The organism is Levilactobacillus fuyuanensis, from assembly GCF_003946395.1.
GTDB classification, from domain to species: Bacteria; Bacillota; Bacilli; order Lactobacillales; family Lactobacillaceae; genus Levilactobacillus; species Levilactobacillus fuyuanensis.
Map to the genome: position 1 here is coordinate 132,068 of NZ_RHNZ01000004.1, position 15,038 is coordinate 147,105.

At 50.2% G+C, this 15,038-nt stretch carries 11 protein-coding genes; 6 read left to right on the forward strand and 5 right to left on the reverse strand.

The window, feature by feature from the left end:
- Window positions 1–263: 263 nt before the first annotated feature.
- The 3 genes from EKM73_RS02755 to EKM73_RS02765 are packed head-to-tail and all read left to right on the forward strand — an operon-like array spanning window position 264 to window position 2,923.
- Window positions 264–1,235 (forward strand): ABC transporter substrate-binding protein, encoded by a 972-nt coding sequence (locus EKM73_RS02755; protein ID WP_125700466.1) that lies wholly within the window; start codon window positions 264–266, stop codon window positions 1,233–1,235.
- Window positions 1,236–1,254: 19 nt separating this feature from the next.
- Complete coding sequence (locus EKM73_RS02760; protein WP_125700467.1) at window positions 1,255–2,223, forward strand: ABC transporter permease; 969 nt, start codon at window positions 1,255–1,257, stop codon at window positions 2,221–2,223.
- Window positions 2,153–2,923: an ABC transporter ATP-binding protein gene (locus tag EKM73_RS02765; protein ID WP_125700468.1), complete on the forward strand. Its 771-nt coding sequence runs from the start codon at window positions 2,153–2,155 to the stop codon at window positions 2,921–2,923. Before EKM73_RS02760 ends, EKM73_RS02765 begins: the two co-directional genes overlap by 71 nt.
- 475 nt (window positions 2,924–3,398) lie before the next feature.
- Here EKM73_RS02765 and EKM73_RS02770 read toward each other — a convergent pair whose 3' ends face one another.
- Both EKM73_RS02770 and EKM73_RS02775 read right to left on the reverse strand, forming a co-directional pair.
- A complete protein-coding gene (locus EKM73_RS02770; protein WP_125700469.1) occupies window positions 3,399–4,091 on the reverse strand; it encodes a CPBP family intramembrane glutamic endopeptidase in 693 nt (230 codons plus the stop codon).
- A gap of 663 nt (window positions 4,092–4,754) precedes the next feature.
- The gene (locus EKM73_RS02775) at window positions 4,755–5,138 is read right to left on the reverse strand and encodes a VOC family protein (protein ID WP_125700470.1); all 384 of its coding nucleotides are present in this window, start codon (window positions 5,136–5,138) and stop codon (window positions 4,755–4,757) included.
- Between the two features lie 215 nt (window positions 5,139–5,353).
- Between EKM73_RS02775 and EKM73_RS02780 the strand changes: the two genes are divergently transcribed.
- From EKM73_RS02780 to EKM73_RS02790, 3 genes are all read left to right on the forward strand, one after another.
- Entirely contained in the window at window positions 5,354–6,877 is a 1,524-nt protein-coding gene (locus EKM73_RS02780) for an ABC-F family ATP-binding cassette domain-containing protein (RefSeq protein WP_164508839.1), read from the forward strand.
- Window positions 6,878–6,968: 91 nt separating this feature from the next.
- The gene (locus tag EKM73_RS02785; RefSeq protein ID WP_125700472.1) at window positions 6,969–7,562 is read left to right on the forward strand and encodes a L,D-transpeptidase; all 594 of its coding nucleotides are present in this window, start codon (window positions 6,969–6,971) and stop codon (window positions 7,560–7,562) included.
- A 220-nt stretch (window positions 7,563–7,782) separates the two neighbouring features.
- Window positions 7,783–8,649, forward strand: a complete 867-nt coding sequence (locus EKM73_RS02790) for a carboxypeptidase-like regulatory domain-containing protein (protein ID WP_225421259.1) — start codon at window positions 7,783–7,785, stop codon at window positions 8,647–8,649.
- 297 nt (window positions 8,650–8,946) lie between these two features.
- Here EKM73_RS02790 and EKM73_RS02795 read toward each other — a convergent pair whose 3' ends face one another.
- The 3 genes from EKM73_RS02795 to EKM73_RS02805 form a co-directional block, all read right to left on the reverse strand.
- Window positions 8,947–9,858: a proline-specific peptidase family protein gene (locus EKM73_RS02795; RefSeq protein ID WP_020089056.1), complete on the reverse strand. Its 912-nt coding sequence runs from the start codon at window positions 9,856–9,858 to the stop codon at window positions 8,947–8,949.
- A 666-nt stretch (window positions 9,859–10,524) separates the two neighbouring features.
- Window positions 10,525–12,963: a Xaa-Pro dipeptidyl-peptidase gene (locus EKM73_RS02800; RefSeq protein WP_125700474.1), complete on the reverse strand. Its 2,439-nt coding sequence runs from the start codon at window positions 12,961–12,963 to the stop codon at window positions 10,525–10,527.
- A 656-nt stretch (window positions 12,964–13,619) separates the two neighbouring features.
- Window positions 13,620–15,020 (reverse strand): APC family permease, encoded by a 1,401-nt coding sequence (locus tag EKM73_RS02805; RefSeq protein ID WP_125700475.1) that lies wholly within the window; start codon window positions 15,018–15,020, stop codon window positions 13,620–13,622.
- Window positions 15,021–15,038: the final 18 nt, after the last annotated feature.

Genomic DNA, 15,038 nt, shown 5'->3' on the forward strand with positions numbered 1-15,038 from the left:
GCGCAGGGACCTGCCCGACTGAACGCGTTTCAGAAGCAGCCAGGACCGACAAAGTGGACGCGCTGAGTCAGTCCAAGGTTTACCAGCTCCTAAATAAACAGCCAGTTGATCTAATCCGTGGGCAGAATTTACCAGCACTGCCGGTAAATTCCAGAATCATTTATCAACCAAATCCAAACATTTCTGACAATCATCAACATATATGAAAAGCGTCACCACAACGGTCAGCACGGCTGGCCAAACATACCTGGAGGGAATCGATTATGAAAAAATTATTACTGACGAGCATTGCATTATTAGGATTGGGCTTAACATTAGCGGGCTGTTCCAGCAAGTCCAACGCTAGCAGCAAGAGTACCTTGAACGTGGGAATTTTACAGGTCGTACAACACGGCTCCCTCGATGAGGCACGGCAAGGTTTCAAGGCTGGTTTGAAGCAAGAACTCAAGGCCCATCACAAGTCCGTGACCGTGAAATATCATTACTTAAATGCGCAGGGGGATCAAGCCAACTTAAACACAATGAGTCAACAATTGGTCCAACAAAAGAATGATTTACTATTAGGAATCGCAACACCAGCCGCTCAAGCACTGGCTAAGAAGACCAAGACCACACCAACGTTGGTCACGGCCGTCACGGATCTGAAGGCAGCTGGCTTGGTCAAGTCCAACAGCAAGCCACAGACCAACGTCAGCGGGACCAGCGATTTAACGCCAGTTGGCTTACAACTGAAGCTGTTGGCCAGCATGAGCAAGGGCAACAAGCCCCTCGGCATCATGTACAATTCTTCCGAAGAAAATTCCGTCTTACAAGTCAACCTGGCCAAAGCCTACGCTAAGAAACACAACATCAGCTTGAAGGTTGTTAGCGCCACGAGCACCAATGATGTTTCCAGCGTCCTGGCTGGCTTAGAGGGCAAGATTTCCGGCCTGTACCTGCCAACCGATAACCTGATGGCGAGTGCGATGAAGACTATCGGCCAAAAGGCTAAGGCAGCGAAATTACCCGTTGTGACCGGCTCGATTGAAATGGCCCAAGACGGCGGGACTGCCACTTACGGCATCAACTACTATGATTTAGGGAAGCAGACCGGGAAGATGGCCTACGCCGCACTGGAAAATAACAAGAAACCCCAAACGACGGCCGTTCAGACCTCAAAGAAGCTGCACATGTACATCAACAAGGCTAACGCTAAGGCGATTGGCTTAAAGACTAGTCAGATTCAAGAACCGTAGACAGAAAGGGAGATCAGTTATGTTAATCACTAGTATTGGCCAGGGCCTACTCTGGGCGCCACTCGCTATCGGCGTATTCATTACATTTCGCATTTTAGATATTCCCGATTTGACCACAGAGGGGAGCTTTCCCCTTGGGGCGGCCGTTACGATCAGTGCAATGGTTAGCGGCCAATCGGCACTGGTGGCCAGTCTCTTAGGATTTCTGGCCGGCTGTCTTGCCGGGTGGGTGACCGGCGTGCTGGACACCAAGCTACGGATGCCATCACTGCTTGCTGGGATTTTGACGATGACCGGGTTGTACTCGATCAACATGCATGTGATGGGTAAATCTAACGTGCCCCTGTTGAACCAGCGGGTGTTGACCAGTTACCTGCCAGCCACGTGGTCCGTTGATTTACAGACGATTATCGTGGGCGCCATCATAACTGGTGTGGTCATGGCAGCCTTGATTTGGCTGTTCAAGACCCGGCTCGGGTTGTCCCTGATGGCGACCGGAAATAATTCGGCGATGAGCGCGGCCAACGGCATTTACACCGACCGAATGGTGATTATCGGCTACATGGTCTCTAACGGCTGTATTGCACTGTCTGGGGCTTTGATCGCTCAGAGTAACGGGTACGCTGATATTGGCATGGGAATCGGCACGATTGTGATTGGGCTGGCCTCCGTCCTCGTGGGGGAAATCTTCCTCCGCGGTCGGCAGATGTGGGTTCGACTGACGGCGATGGTTGTCGGGGCGATTATTTACCGGTTTCTGTTGACCGTCGCCATGGGCTTAGGTTTCCCAGTCGACGACTTGAAGATTCTTTCCGCAGGCATCCTGGTCGTTGTGATCTGCCTGCCACTGATCCGCAATAAATACCAAACGAAGCAACAGTTGAAACGTTATCTCACACAGATTGGAGTCGATTCGCATGCGACAACAGACAGCAGTATTAAGCGTCAAGCACCTTCAGAAGGTCTTCTTTCCCGGGACGGCAAATGAACGCCACGTCTTAAAGGACGTCAGTCTCACGATTGAACCCGGTGATTTCGTCTCCGTCATTGGGAATAACGGCGCGGGAAAGTCCACACTACTCAATACGATTGCGGGCACGTTGACGGCCGATGCCGGAGAGCTCACTTTGGCTGGACACCGCATTACGCGCAAGCCGATTGCCTACCGCTCACGTTGGTTATCACGGGTCTTCCAGGATCCCAAGATGGGGACGGCGGGGGAACTCAGTGTGGCGGAAAACCTGACGTTGGCGGCCCAACATACGGGGAGTATGAGCCTTCACCGTTACCGGCATCGCGGGCAGACGGAAGCCTATCAGGAATTATTGCGGCCATTGGATATGGGACTAGAGAATCGCTTGACGACGCAGGTAAAATACTTATCTGGTGGGCAACGGCAAGCACTTTCCCTGTTGATGGCGACACTGAGTCAACCCCAACTGTTGTTGCTGGATGAACACACGGCGGCACTGGACCCCCAGACCAGTCGAAAAGTTATGGACCTGACGCAAACCATCGTGGCTGAAAACCAATTAACCACGATGATGATTACTCACAAAATGAGTGACGCGTTGACCTATGGCAATCGGTTAGTCATGGTTCAGGATGGCCAGATCAAGCTTGACGTCCGTGGCGAGGAGAAGCAAAACTTGCGGCAGGAAGACCTGTTATCGATGTTTGTGGAGTAATTAGCAATCAGATTATAAAGCCATGTGAAAATACCGTTTATAATTAGAACGGGACTTATGATGTTCTAATGAATTCGACGATGATTAAATAAACTGATTTGAAGTGATCTTTGAGTCGTTAAGCATATGGATGAGCTATTCAGAAATTACATGATTACCAGTAAGTTTGGTTTGTCTTAGTCCTTGCACGGCATCTTCCCCGATATGTGGGAGTTTGCTATCTATCACGCTAATAATGTTCTATACTATGGCCAGATTCTAAGGTAACCTAATTTTAGGGAGCTTGACGGAATCCGCATGTAAAGTTGAGCGAAGCGTTTGTAACCCGTGGGGTGACTGGTCCCGCGAGACGGTCATCACTGGGTACAAGAAAAAACGTCAAGGACGCGCGAACCACGACTACTAGGAAATCGTGGGGAAAGCGGCCGTACATAAATAAAGGACTGGGGCAATTGGCCTCAGTCCTTTATTTATATCAAATTAAAGATAACGCGTTATTTAAAAAGTGAAGCGTCATGTCATAGCGAATATCGCGGAAATGCAGGTAGCTGTAGCCCAGTACCCAGCCCAGCGCGGAGTACATAATCAGCGTTGGGGTAAAACTGGAGACGTGCATGAAACCAAAGATGATTCCCGAGATAAAGATACCAAGGAAGTTCATCAGTCGGGTATTTTTACTGAAGAAGTAATTCAGAAAGATTCCCCGGAAGATGAGTTCTTCAAATACCGGTGCCAGCAGGATCGCATAGGCCAGGTTCCAGAAGGGCAGTTGCGTGACCTGCTGGTTGATGGCCGTCTGGTTGGCAGGACTGGGCAGAATGTGCGTAGCAATCAAGATCGACCATGAATACTGAATTGCCAGCATCAAGATGAAGAAGCCAATCAATTGGCTCACAGTTTTACCAGTAAAGGGGGTTCGACCGAAGTCCCGCGGATTATTTTGTTGTAGTTGCTTCTGATAACGCCAAGTGATAAAGCCCAGCAACAGCCCGGAGTAGATCAGCATCATCCCGATTGCCCGGTTGGGGCTACTCCCGTGACTGGCTTGTTGGGTCGCCAGGGTGAGAAAGACGCTGTCGATGAGATACAGCAGTAGAAATCCTAGCCACTTGAGGTCACGCAGGACCCAGTCGAGCAGCCAGTTGATTCCCTTATTCCAAGAATTCATTCAGGCAATCCTCCAATATTTCAATGTTGTTTGGCGCGGTTAAGTTGGTCTTTGTCAGCGCCTTACCGGGCGGCACAAATAGCCTGGAACGCATGGGCGGACGCCTAAAGCCAAAGTGCGGTCTTTAGGCTTAGCTTTGAACCTCTGTGAACCGAGTTTCAAAGCCACCAATTCTCTAAGCGACAAGTCGCTAAGTGAATTCCCACGGCTGAGGCTATTTGTGCCGCCCTCACGGCTTACATGGTGGTTGGCACCAGTCAACATGATTCTATGCTTATACGTACGATTGACAGCTTATGCTAATGTTCTAAGGTTTATGAGTGTTTTGAATGATGACCTGATCAAATGGAGAACAAGCACGACGTCCATCGAAAACCACATCATCGCGGCAGTCTGATAAATAACCGACAATCTTAGTGGTCAACGACTATCAAGAGCCGGAGGAGGCCAGGGATGCAGCCAGCTGTGACGGCGGTGTTAGCCCGGGTGCTAGGTCCTTCCCGGGTTTACAGCGTGGGACGCGTTTGGAAACTCGCATGATTCTCGCGAGGTTTCAAACCGAGCCGGAAGCCAGATTCTCAGGCTGCAGGCGGTCCCCACAGCAGGCGGAATCCCTGGCAGCCGCAGGCGGCACTTTACCGCTCCCCATTTACTAAACCAGTGTTATTTATCATACTTCCCGATTTCAATGAGGTTTTCGTCGGGGTCGCGGACGTAAACGGACGTCATTGGGCCCAGCGCCCCCTGCTTAGGAAGTGGCCCATCCACGATTTCCACCGCGTAGTTGGTCAGATGGGACAGGATGTTTGCCAATGGGTCGGTCGCGATGATGGCGAAGTCGGCGCCCCCAATCGTGGGATGCTTGGCGACCGGCAGATGGGGCACGTCAGTCTGTTGGAAATTAATCTTTTGTTTGCCGAGTTTGACGCCGCGGCGGCCATCGTCAAATTCGATGATGGGTAGGTCGAAAACCTCGTGGTACCAACGGACGGAGCGCTCGATGTCACTAACAGTTAGGGTTAAATGGTCAATATTACGAATATTCATGAAAGTTTCAGTCCTTAGCAAGTAAATTTTCACTATTATAGCATAGTTTTCAGGAAAGACCCTAAGCGGTGAAGTTGACGAACCCGGGCGTTTCGTGGTAAGTTACTACTTATATATTATGTTTAGGATAAAGCCTTGACGTCGTCGGGGCTTTTTCTGCGTGAGAGAAGAAGGGAAGGATACACGTGCCATTACTACAAGTTGACGACCTGAGCATGAGTTTCGCTGATAAGAAGCTCTACGAAGGGGCCAGTTTTACCCTAGAGAAGGGCGAACACATGGGTGTCGTCGGGCAAAACGGGGTTGGTAAGTCAACCTTAATCAAAATTATTACGGGACAAGAACTCCCACTGACCGGAGAAGTGAAGTGGCAAAAGAAGACCCACGTGGGTTATTTGGACCAGTATGCCGATATTCCAGAAGGCATGACGCTGATCGACTTTCTGCACACTGCTTACGCCGATCTCTATGAAATGAACGACCGGATGACGGCTATGTACACGGAATACGCTGAGAGCATGGATGACAAGCTCTTAGAGCGTGCCGGCCGGATTCAAGAGGAACTTGATGCGCGGAACTTTTACGACGTTGAGACCGAGATTGAGCGGGTGATTTCCGGGTTAGGCTTGGACGACATGGGCCGTGACCACGAAGTTGCCAACATGTCTGGGGGCCAACGGTCGAAGATTATCTTGGCCAAGCTGTTGTTGGAAACGCCAGATGTTATCTTACTGGATGAACCGACCAACTACCTGGATACGGCGCATATCGACTGGTTGGAAGATTACCTGAACGGCTTCGATGGGGCCGCACTGATTGTTTCCCATGATTACGACTTCTTACAAGACGTCACGAACTGTATCATTAACGTGGCGTTTGGTCGGATTACCAAGTACCGAGGGAACTTCAAGCAGGCCATGCGGCAACGGGCTGAAAAGGAAAAGGCCCAACAGCGTGAATTCGATAAGCAACAGGTCGTGATTGAAAAGGCCGAACGCTTTATCCGTAAGAACAAGGCTGGGTCCAAGTCGACCATGGCCAAGTCACGGGAAAAGATGTTGAATCGTTTGGACCGGGTCGATCCACCTTCCACCAACATTCAAGCCCACTTCGATTTCCCTTATCAGGAAACCGGGTCGCAGAATGCCTTGGTTGTGGACCAACTGTCCGTTGGGTACGACCGGCCACTGTTAAAGCCAGTAACCTTCTCCGTGACGACCGACCAAAAAGTCGGCTTGACCGGGTTCAACGGGGTCGGGAAGTCGACGCTGATCAAATCCATCTTGGGCATCATCAAGGCCAAGGGTGGGGAAGCGTCCTTCTCGCCATCCGCACGAATCAGCTACTTTAGCCAGGATTTAGTTTGGGATAACAATCGGCAGACACCGCTGCAGATTATCCAGGCGAAGTACGAAAAGTTACCACAAAAGGCCATTCGGACCAAGTTGTCCAAGTGTGGGCTGGATTCCGCCAATGCCATGAAACCGATCGGTGAGCTCTCCGGGGGCGAACAGACCAAGGTCAAGCTGGCTATGATGGAATTCGAACCCGCTAACTTCCTGATCATGGACGAACCAACGAACCATTTGGATGACGAGACCAAGCAAGCCCTGAAGGAAGCCATCAACACCTTCCCGGGGAATGCCATTATCGTCAGCCATGAGGAAAGTTTCTACACGGGCTTGGTCGATAAGATCTTGAACGTGGAAAAACTGAGTTTGAAGAATACTCAAAACTAAGATTACGTTTCGGTAAAAAGCGTTCCCTTTTACCGCTAAATCCGTTACAGTTAACGGTGGGTTGAAATTCAGTAAAAAAGGACGGAAAAGCATGAAACGATTCAGACAATTACTCGTTATTGTCGTGTTGGTCGTTGTTGCGGCGGTGGGGATTAACCGCGTCATGCAACACACGTCGGCTGATAAAGCCGCGACCACACGGACGGTCAAATCAATAGCAAAACCAAAGGCCAAGGCCAAGACTATTGATTGGCGTGCACCTTCCGAAGATAAAGCCTATCCAAACTTAAAGACTTACCCGAATGCCTGGCTGGACGTGAATACCAGTGAGCAACGGGTCTACGTGAAAAACGGCAATAAGGTGCTCTACACCATGTACTGTTCAACAGGAACGGGTAAGGAAAATGGTACCCCACACGGAACGTATTACATCCAGGCCGAGCGTGGCAAGTTCTTCTATAACCAGAATTCTGGTGAAGGGGCGAAGTATTGGGTCTCCTGGAAGGATCATGGGATTTATCTCTTCCACAGTGTCCCAACGGATAAGGACGGTAACTTCATCGAAAGTGAAGCCAAGGAATTGGGTAAGACGGCTGCGTCACACGGCTGTGTCCGGCTGTCGGTCTCCGATGCCAAGTGGGTTTACAACAAAGTGCCTTATGGGATGAAGGTTGTGATTCACTAATATGCCAAAATCATGTTGTTAAGCAATTGAAAATGGACCAGCTACCACTTGGCGGCTGGTCCATTTTTGTATATTGTATTGTCAATCCACCAACTTTGTTAAAAATTTTGGCTCTCTTTTCTTCTCAAAGAACTTATGATATGTTTATCGTTGGCATCAAATAGCGTATAAGGGGATAACAACTATTATGCATATCAGAAGAACAATTGTGTTAGCGATTATGTTAACAATTATTTCAGGTGGGGAACTTACGGCAATAGCAGCTACCAAAACGGTTAGCAAGTTCTCCCATGTAAAAGTTTCTAAACACACTGTATCTGGCAAAACAACAAAGTATGCTCGCGTAAAGCTTACTAATTTGAAGCATGGTGAAAAGGCTAGTACCAAAACTGATAAACATGGAAAGTTTGTACTGAAGGTCAAAAAGAATAATTTAACCAAGCTGAAGTTTAAGCTCAAAGCAACTAAGAAGGGATATAAAATGCGGGCCTATACGCATCCATTCAAGCATAGCTCTCAACCAATTGGTAATGGCGGTATCACAGAATCAAGTAATCAAAGCCCAGTAGCTGTCCCCAAAAAACAAAACAGTTCAACAGTAGCGACACATCTTAGTTCTAATTCACAGTCGGCTACGACAAGTACGCAGGACAAAACTAAACAAGTCAAAGAACTACGTGTTGAAATAGAAAATGCTATTCAGAATTACATAATCTTAAAGCAGAAACTCAAGCCGCAAATCGATAATTATAATTCACTTTTCTCTGAACGTAGCAAGCTTAACAACAATTTAGCCATAGCCAGAAATCGATTACTTTCAGCAAAAGAGTCTCTCACAACGTCAGATGTATCCAGTACAACTGACATTCAAGCTGCGAATCAAAAAGTTTCTGTAGCACAAGCTACGTTTGATAAAGCGTACAGTGATTACTATGGCTATATGGATAAATGTTCTAATCAATTTATTGAAGGGGCGCGCGCACACAATCAGCTTAGTGCAGCTGAACAAAAAGTGACAGATCTCGGGAATGAGTTAGAAAAGCTTGAACCTGGTATGCCAAATGAAGGTACGTTAGATTTCGAGTAGTATAGGAGAAATAAACTCGTCACAGATTTCTGACTAATAGAAGTGGTAGGTGACATTAATCTTGCAAGAGGGGTTGCTTCCTGATGACCAATACCTAGTGAGCTGTCAGGCTAACTGCTTTGATCTTCATGTTAACCTCATGAGCTTTTGCAGTCTTGTCTTTGAGGCTGACTTGATTGCACGGCGTTGATATCATACTGGTCTGTTGCGACTTTATTTAATCTTAAAAGCTAACAAATTAAAAAACGTTCTGCAGATTTCTCTTAGGGAGGTCTGCAGAACGTTTTAGATTAAAGATTAAGCGTTAAAGTTGTCGTTTTCCACATCGCGGATAAACGTTGCCAAGTGGTCGTAGTAGACCGGTGCGTTATCGATCATGTGGTGGTGACCACCCTCAGGCGTCGTGACGAAGCGAGAGTGGGGGATGAGTTCAGCCATCTTCTTACCGGTGGCAATTGGCATGGTTTCATGTTCACCGAAAGTCAACAGGGTTGGCACCTTGATTTCCTTCAAATGGTCACGGAAGTTCCATTCCTTCAGCTTGCCCTTGATGACAAATTCGTTGTCACCTTGGAAGGCACCGTAAACGTCGGTTGCCATCGTGCTGATCAAGTGGGAGATAGCGGCGGGCTTCTTACGGTCCACGTAGCCATCATTCAAGATGTCCACGTAACTTTGGTACTTAGGATCGTCGTAGTTACCGTCGGCTTCGACCTGCTTCATGTAAGCAACTTGGTCGGCAGATAAGACCGTTTCCCGGATATGGTTAATGCTTTCAACGTATTCATCGATGTTATCAACCATGGAGGAAATGATGGCACCCTTTAAGTGTTGACCATACTTAGCAGCGTACATTTGAACTAATGCGCCACCCCATGATTGGCCAATCAAATAAAATTTGTCGATGCCTAATTTTTGCCGAACTTCTTCGACTTCATCCAGGAAGTAGTCGTAAGTCAGGTACTTCTTGGCCGTCTCAGGGTCGCTATAGTCGGGTTGATCAGAATACCAAGAGCCAAGTTGGTCGTACATGTGGACCTGAACGTTCAGGCCTTGTGCGGCGAGTTGCTTGGCAGTGTCTTCCCAGTATTCGTGGTTACCACCGGGGCCACCGTGAAGGGCGAGCAGGTGAATGTCACCAGTTCCTTGGGTGTTGGTCCAGAGGTGGTAGCCGTTGTCTAAGGTAATGATCGTAGTGCCTTGTTTCATGAGTAATTCCCCCGTTTCTAATGAGTTATCCGTCGTGCTGGTCAACGTGTTGAACTGCCTTCGGACCGGTGAAAATGAACCGTGTCGCTGAGGGCGGGCGCCGAAAGCCAAAGAGCGGTCTTTCGGCTTGGCTTTAAGCCTCTAAGAAGCAAGTCTCAAAGCCACCGATGCTCTAACCGGCAAATTCAGCCGGCAAGAGCATCCCCACAGCTGAGTCCATTTTCACCGGCCCTACGGCTAGTTACGTGTAGACCACTACTAGCTGTGGTCAGTTAATCATAGCTTAACCAGCACCGAACAGATATGTTAATTAATAGTTTATCACTGTACATGTAAATTCGAAACCAAAGATAATTGACTTGTCTCAGAGAGCAAGTGGTGAATTCGCGATTAACTTTGACTGGTTTGGTGGTACACAAGATAGAGGCCCAGCCAGTTCAGAAGTAAATATTCGGTTAGCCGTGAGCCGGAGAGGGCTAGGGGAATACGCAGTGACAAGCTAGTTTGGTGAGGTTCTTTCTCACCTTACTAGCTGGGACGGTATGAAGACTCGTGGTTTTGACGAGGCTTCGTACCGCCGTCAGAGACCGTACTTTGGCTCTGACGGTTGCCCCACAGCGTAGCCTCCTGGCCATCGCAGGCGGTAAGGCGATGCATACACAACAGTTACTTCTCAACGAAGGGGACGATTAAGGAAGAAGCGCCCAATTGGATCGAGTACTGCAAGTCCTGATTCCCCCGGACGGTCATGCCGAAGTCGGTCGCATAGATGACCAGCCCCAGTTGGTGTCCTGCCAACAACCGGTAGTGGGTTGGCTGTAAGGTCACGGATAAATCGTAGAACTGGTTTGGTTTCAACTCGTCCACGTGGTAGGCGTTCGTTCGGTTTTGCAGGTTGCGGTGGCCCTTCGTGATCATCTTCCATGGCGTTGATTTAGTCGTCTGGAATTCACGCAGGCTATCCTCACGCCAACGGTAGCCTTCATCGAGGCTGACCCGTAGCGGTGTCGGACTCACGCCGAGGCGTTTAGCATCCCCGTAATCGACAATCTGGAAGCTTAACATCCCGACTGGTTGGTTAACGGCGACTTGGAGCTTCACGGTTGGCTTGCCATCCAAGACCAGGTCGTCCTTTAAGACGGCGGACTTGAAGATCAAACGGTGACCGAACATGTCATTGTGCTTATCGCCGAGGAGGTCTTTTTGCCAAGCATCGATATCCTTGGTGTAACCCTGATACTGGGCAACAGGGAGTTGATCGTTGAAGCTGGTGGCAAATTCCATCGGTTCATGGGTTGCTTCATCGACCAGCTCGTCATGTTGAAGGTTGAAGACCCGAGTTGGGTTACTTGGGGCATCCCAGTCGTCCGTGGCGTGCCAAGTTTCTGGGGTAACGTTGTCTTGGATAATCACGTTTGGCAACAGTGTTTCCGCCTGGTTGTCGACGCCAAGGAGCTCGTGGGTCAACCAGAGATTGACGATGTCCGTGTAGTCGATGGACCGGAAGGCATTGATGTAAATGTGTTGGCCTTGGTGAAGGATCAGCTTCTTCGTGACGGGCAAATCGCGAACGGCATTCCACAGATTGTTGACGTTGCGTGGCTTGACGTTCCAGTCATTTAGCCCGTGGACGAGCAGGAGATCCGCCTTGATATTCTTGACGTTCTTCAGATAGTTGCGGGCGTCCCAGTAAGTACTGTAATTCCCGGTCTTGCGATCCTGACCGTGGGTAATGGCAGCAAGGTCGGCTTGCCACTTGGCTTGAATCCGGTGGTAGTCGCCGGCCTTGAGCTGCCGGCTAAAGGTTTCTTCGGCCAGAACGTCGGTGTCCTCACCAGGGAAGCCGCCGGGCGCGATGACCAGACCGCCGTCACGGTAGTAGTCGTACCAGTTGGAAATAGCCGCTTCGGAAATAACTGTTTTGAGGCCTTCGACACCGGTGGTTGCGGCGGCCGTGGCCAACGTACCCAGGTAGGAACGGCCGGTCATGGCAACGGCGTGATTGCTCCACCAAGCGGGGATGGCTTGGGTAGCGGCACGGCTGGTGAAGGCGGTGCGATTCCCAGCCAGCCATTCGATGATGGCGATGGTCGAGGTCGTTTCCTCGGGGTCCCCGGTGGTACGGACACCATCAGAATCCAACGTCCCGATACCGGCGGCGTAAACGACCGCGAAGCCCCGTGCTAGGAAGTAATCGTTTAGCGTGTAGGATTGTTCGCGCGCAAAGGTTTCCTCGGCGGTCTTGGTAGTCGTCGTCACGGGCCGGGGGTCGGGAATCGGCGTGGTGTCGGGTTGGGCAGTGACATCGGCTAACGTCAGGTCGTTGGGTTGCTTAGGTTCTAGGGGGACGTTGACGTTATGCATCATCTGGTCGCCAGCCTCGTCGTTAGTCCCTTGGTTGTAGGGACTTGCGGTGTAGAGGACGGGAACCTTGAGGCCAGTTTCCGTTTCGGCTGGTCGAATGACCTCGGCCTTCAGCAGGTCGCGGTGACCGTCGTGATCGGTATCTTGAGGACTTTCGACGTAAACCACCTCACGAATCAAGCGAGTCGTATCGAAAACGGCTTGGGACTTTCCGTTGAAGATCAGCGGCTTTTCCACGCTGGCATCGTGTACCAGTGGGGCAAAGTAACCATGCGTCGTCAAATGGTCGAGGAAGGTCTGCCCCGTCTTGGTGTGTGTCGTAAGCAGTATGTACCAGGCTTGCTTCAGTTCGGCGAGGGTAAAGTCATCGCCGGCATGGTCGGCAACGGGCAGTTGAATCTTAGCCATTGCGGCCAATGGATCGGCCAGTTTAAAGTCCAAGTCGGGCGTGAAGCCGAGGCGTTGCAGGGCTAGGTTGTAGAAGCCAGTAACCGAGACCGTCTCGTGCTGGGTCAAGAAGGCCAGCCCATCGAGATCTGGTGTTGCCATTAAGTTACTGAGCTGCTGGTCGACCACGCTAGCCGTGGTATATTCTGGCCAACTCTTATCGTAGAAATCCCGTAGTAAGGCACTAGGACTGGTCATCTGTTGATTAGCAGCGGTTAAGAAGTGAATCTTTTCCAGCTCGCGCAGGGTATCGGCCGGCTGCGTGGGACGAATAGCAAATTGTTGATTACGCAAATTGATCACCTTCCTGAATAAATTAAAGGGTCATGGTTTAAGCTTACTTAGCTGACGTGACGGGTTAAAATTTGCCGCCTTCGCCTGCCAGAAATTCCGCCTGCCATGGGGACCGCCTGCAGCCTGAGAAGCGGGCTGCAGGCTCGGCTTGAAACTTCGCGAAGTACATGCGAAGTTTCAAACACGTCCCGCACTGTAAGGTCGGGAAGAATCAAACGCCCGTCCTAACACTGCCGTCACGGCTGGCTACATCCCTGGCCGCCTGTGGCTAAGCTGGTTTTTATCCGTAAACGTTAACTTTAAGATCAAGACAATCTGATTATAAAGCGATACGCGATAACTTTGTTCACTAGATAATCACAGTCAGCTAAGTAGGGTTTTGAAAAATGTAGAAGTAAAAAATAGAGAATGAAATACTCAAACAGCTGTCACTCGGCGAAATTCCTAAAAGAACCAGTGTAAGCCGTGAGGACGGTGTAAATCGGCTCAGCCGTGGGAATTCACTTAGCGGTTTACCGCTTAGAGAATTGGTGCTGGTGAAACTCGGTTCTTAGAGGTTCACCAGCAAGTTCGGAGACCGCTCTATGGCTCCGGACGTCCGCCCACCGCGGTCCCGGCCGATTTACACCGTCCGGTAAGGCGGCCGACAACACAAGTTATTTTGGCATTTCGTCGTTGAGGCGGCTGTGCCGGAGGCCGTAGGTGAAGTAGATCACCAGTCCCAGCGCAAACCAGATCGACGAAGCAATCCAAGTCTCAGCCGGCAGTTGAAGCATCATGCCAAAGCACAACAGACCAGAGACAATCGGCAATACTGGGTACCAAGGCACCTTGAAGCCAGAATTTTCTGGGAGCTCCTTGATGTGGCGCAGACGGATAATCCCAAAGGAAACGAAGAGAAAGGCCACCAACGTCCCGATGTTAACCAGGTTGGTCAGCTGGGCCAGGGGAACGAAGCCTCCCAGCAAGGCGATGACTACGGTGATAACGGCCAGACTATTCTTAGGTGTCCCGTTGGATTCGTCGATCTTGCCCAAGAATTTAGGCAACAGGCCATCGCGACCAATCGAGTAGATCAGCCGAGAAGAACTGTAGATCATGGTGACCATCATGGTAAACATTCCCGCCAGAGCTCCCAGCGAGATGATCCCGGACGTCCAGTTTTGGTGAACCAGCGTGAGCGCAAAGGCAACGGGATCGGCCACGTTCAGCTTGGTGTAGTGAACCATCCCCGTGAGGACGACTGCGACCAACATGTAAAGAACTGAAGCCACGATCAATGTCCCAATGATCCCAATCGGCATATTCTTCTTGGGATTCTTCACTTCGGCAGCCGAGGCGGAGACCACGTCAAAGCCTAGGTAGGCGAAGAAAACGGTCGAGGCGCCTCGTAGAATCCCTTTACTCCCAAATGGCGCGAAGGGTTGCCAGTTGCTTGGCTTTACGTAAAACATCCCAACTAGGACGAATAAAATAATGATGGCAATTTTGACGATGACGATGGCGTTGTTGATCCGCATCGACTCGCGCATGCCCCGGTTGAGTAGCCAACTGATCAGCAGGACGACGAGGATAGCCACAATGTTCCCGTACGTGCCGTGTGCGGGATCGTAAGGCCCTGTGACGGCTGTGGGGAGGGACAGGTGGAAACCGGCTAGGAACGAGTTAAAATAGGCCCCAAAGGAATTGGCCACGGCGGCGACCGCCAAGACGTATTCCAAGATCAAGGCCCACCCGAGGACCCAGCCGATGATTTCGCCAAACACCAGGTTACCGTAAGAGTAGGCGGACCCAGCAACTGGCAAAACGGAGGCGAATTCGGCGTAGCACATGGCCGCTGTCGAACAGACAATGGCCGCTAACAGGAAGGATAAAACGATGCCGGGCCCGCTATACTGCGCGGCGATGGTTCCGGGGAGGATAAAGATCCCAGTTCCAATAACGGCACCGATGCCCAGTGACATCAGATCTTTTGCCGACATGGTCTTGGCAAAGTGCTGGTCACTTTTTAAATAATTATCTAAGCGTTCGCGGCGGAATATTCGCGAAATACCCATAAAAAGCCTCCTTAATAA

Excerpts from the sequence above, each read along its gene's own strand:
- EKM73_RS02765 (WP_125700468.1), top strand. The coding sequence starts at position 2,153 with ATGCGACAACAGACAGCAGTATTAAGCGTCAAGCACCTTCAGAAGGTC.
- EKM73_RS02755 (WP_125700466.1), top strand. The coding sequence starts at position 264 with ATGAAAAAATTATTACTGACGAGCATTGCATTATTAGGATTGGGCTTA.
- EKM73_RS02770 (WP_125700469.1), bottom strand. The coding sequence starts at position 4,091 with ATGAATTCTTGGAATAAGGGAATCAACTGGCTGCTCGACTGGGTCCTG.
- EKM73_RS02790 (WP_225421259.1), top strand. The coding sequence starts at position 7,783 with ATGTTAACAATTATTTCAGGTGGGGAACTTACGGCAATAGCAGCTACC.
- EKM73_RS02795 (WP_020089056.1), bottom strand. The coding sequence starts at position 9,858 with ATGAAACAAGGCACTACGATCATTACCTTAGACAACGGCTACCACCTC.
- EKM73_RS02760 (WP_125700467.1), top strand. The coding sequence starts at position 1,255 with ATGTTAATCACTAGTATTGGCCAGGGCCTACTCTGGGCGCCACTCGCT.
- EKM73_RS02780 (WP_164508839.1), top strand. The coding sequence starts at position 5,354 with ATGAGTTTCGCTGATAAGAAGCTCTACGAAGGGGCCAGTTTTACCCTA.
- EKM73_RS02785 (WP_125700472.1), top strand. The coding sequence starts at position 6,969 with ATGAAACGATTCAGACAATTACTCGTTATTGTCGTGTTGGTCGTTGTT.
- EKM73_RS02805 (WP_125700475.1), bottom strand. The coding sequence starts at position 15,020 with ATGGGTATTTCGCGAATATTCCGCCGCGAACGCTTAGATAATTATTTA.
- EKM73_RS02775 (WP_125700470.1), bottom strand. The coding sequence starts at position 5,138 with ATGAATATTCGTAATATTGACCATTTAACCCTAACTGTTAGTGACATC.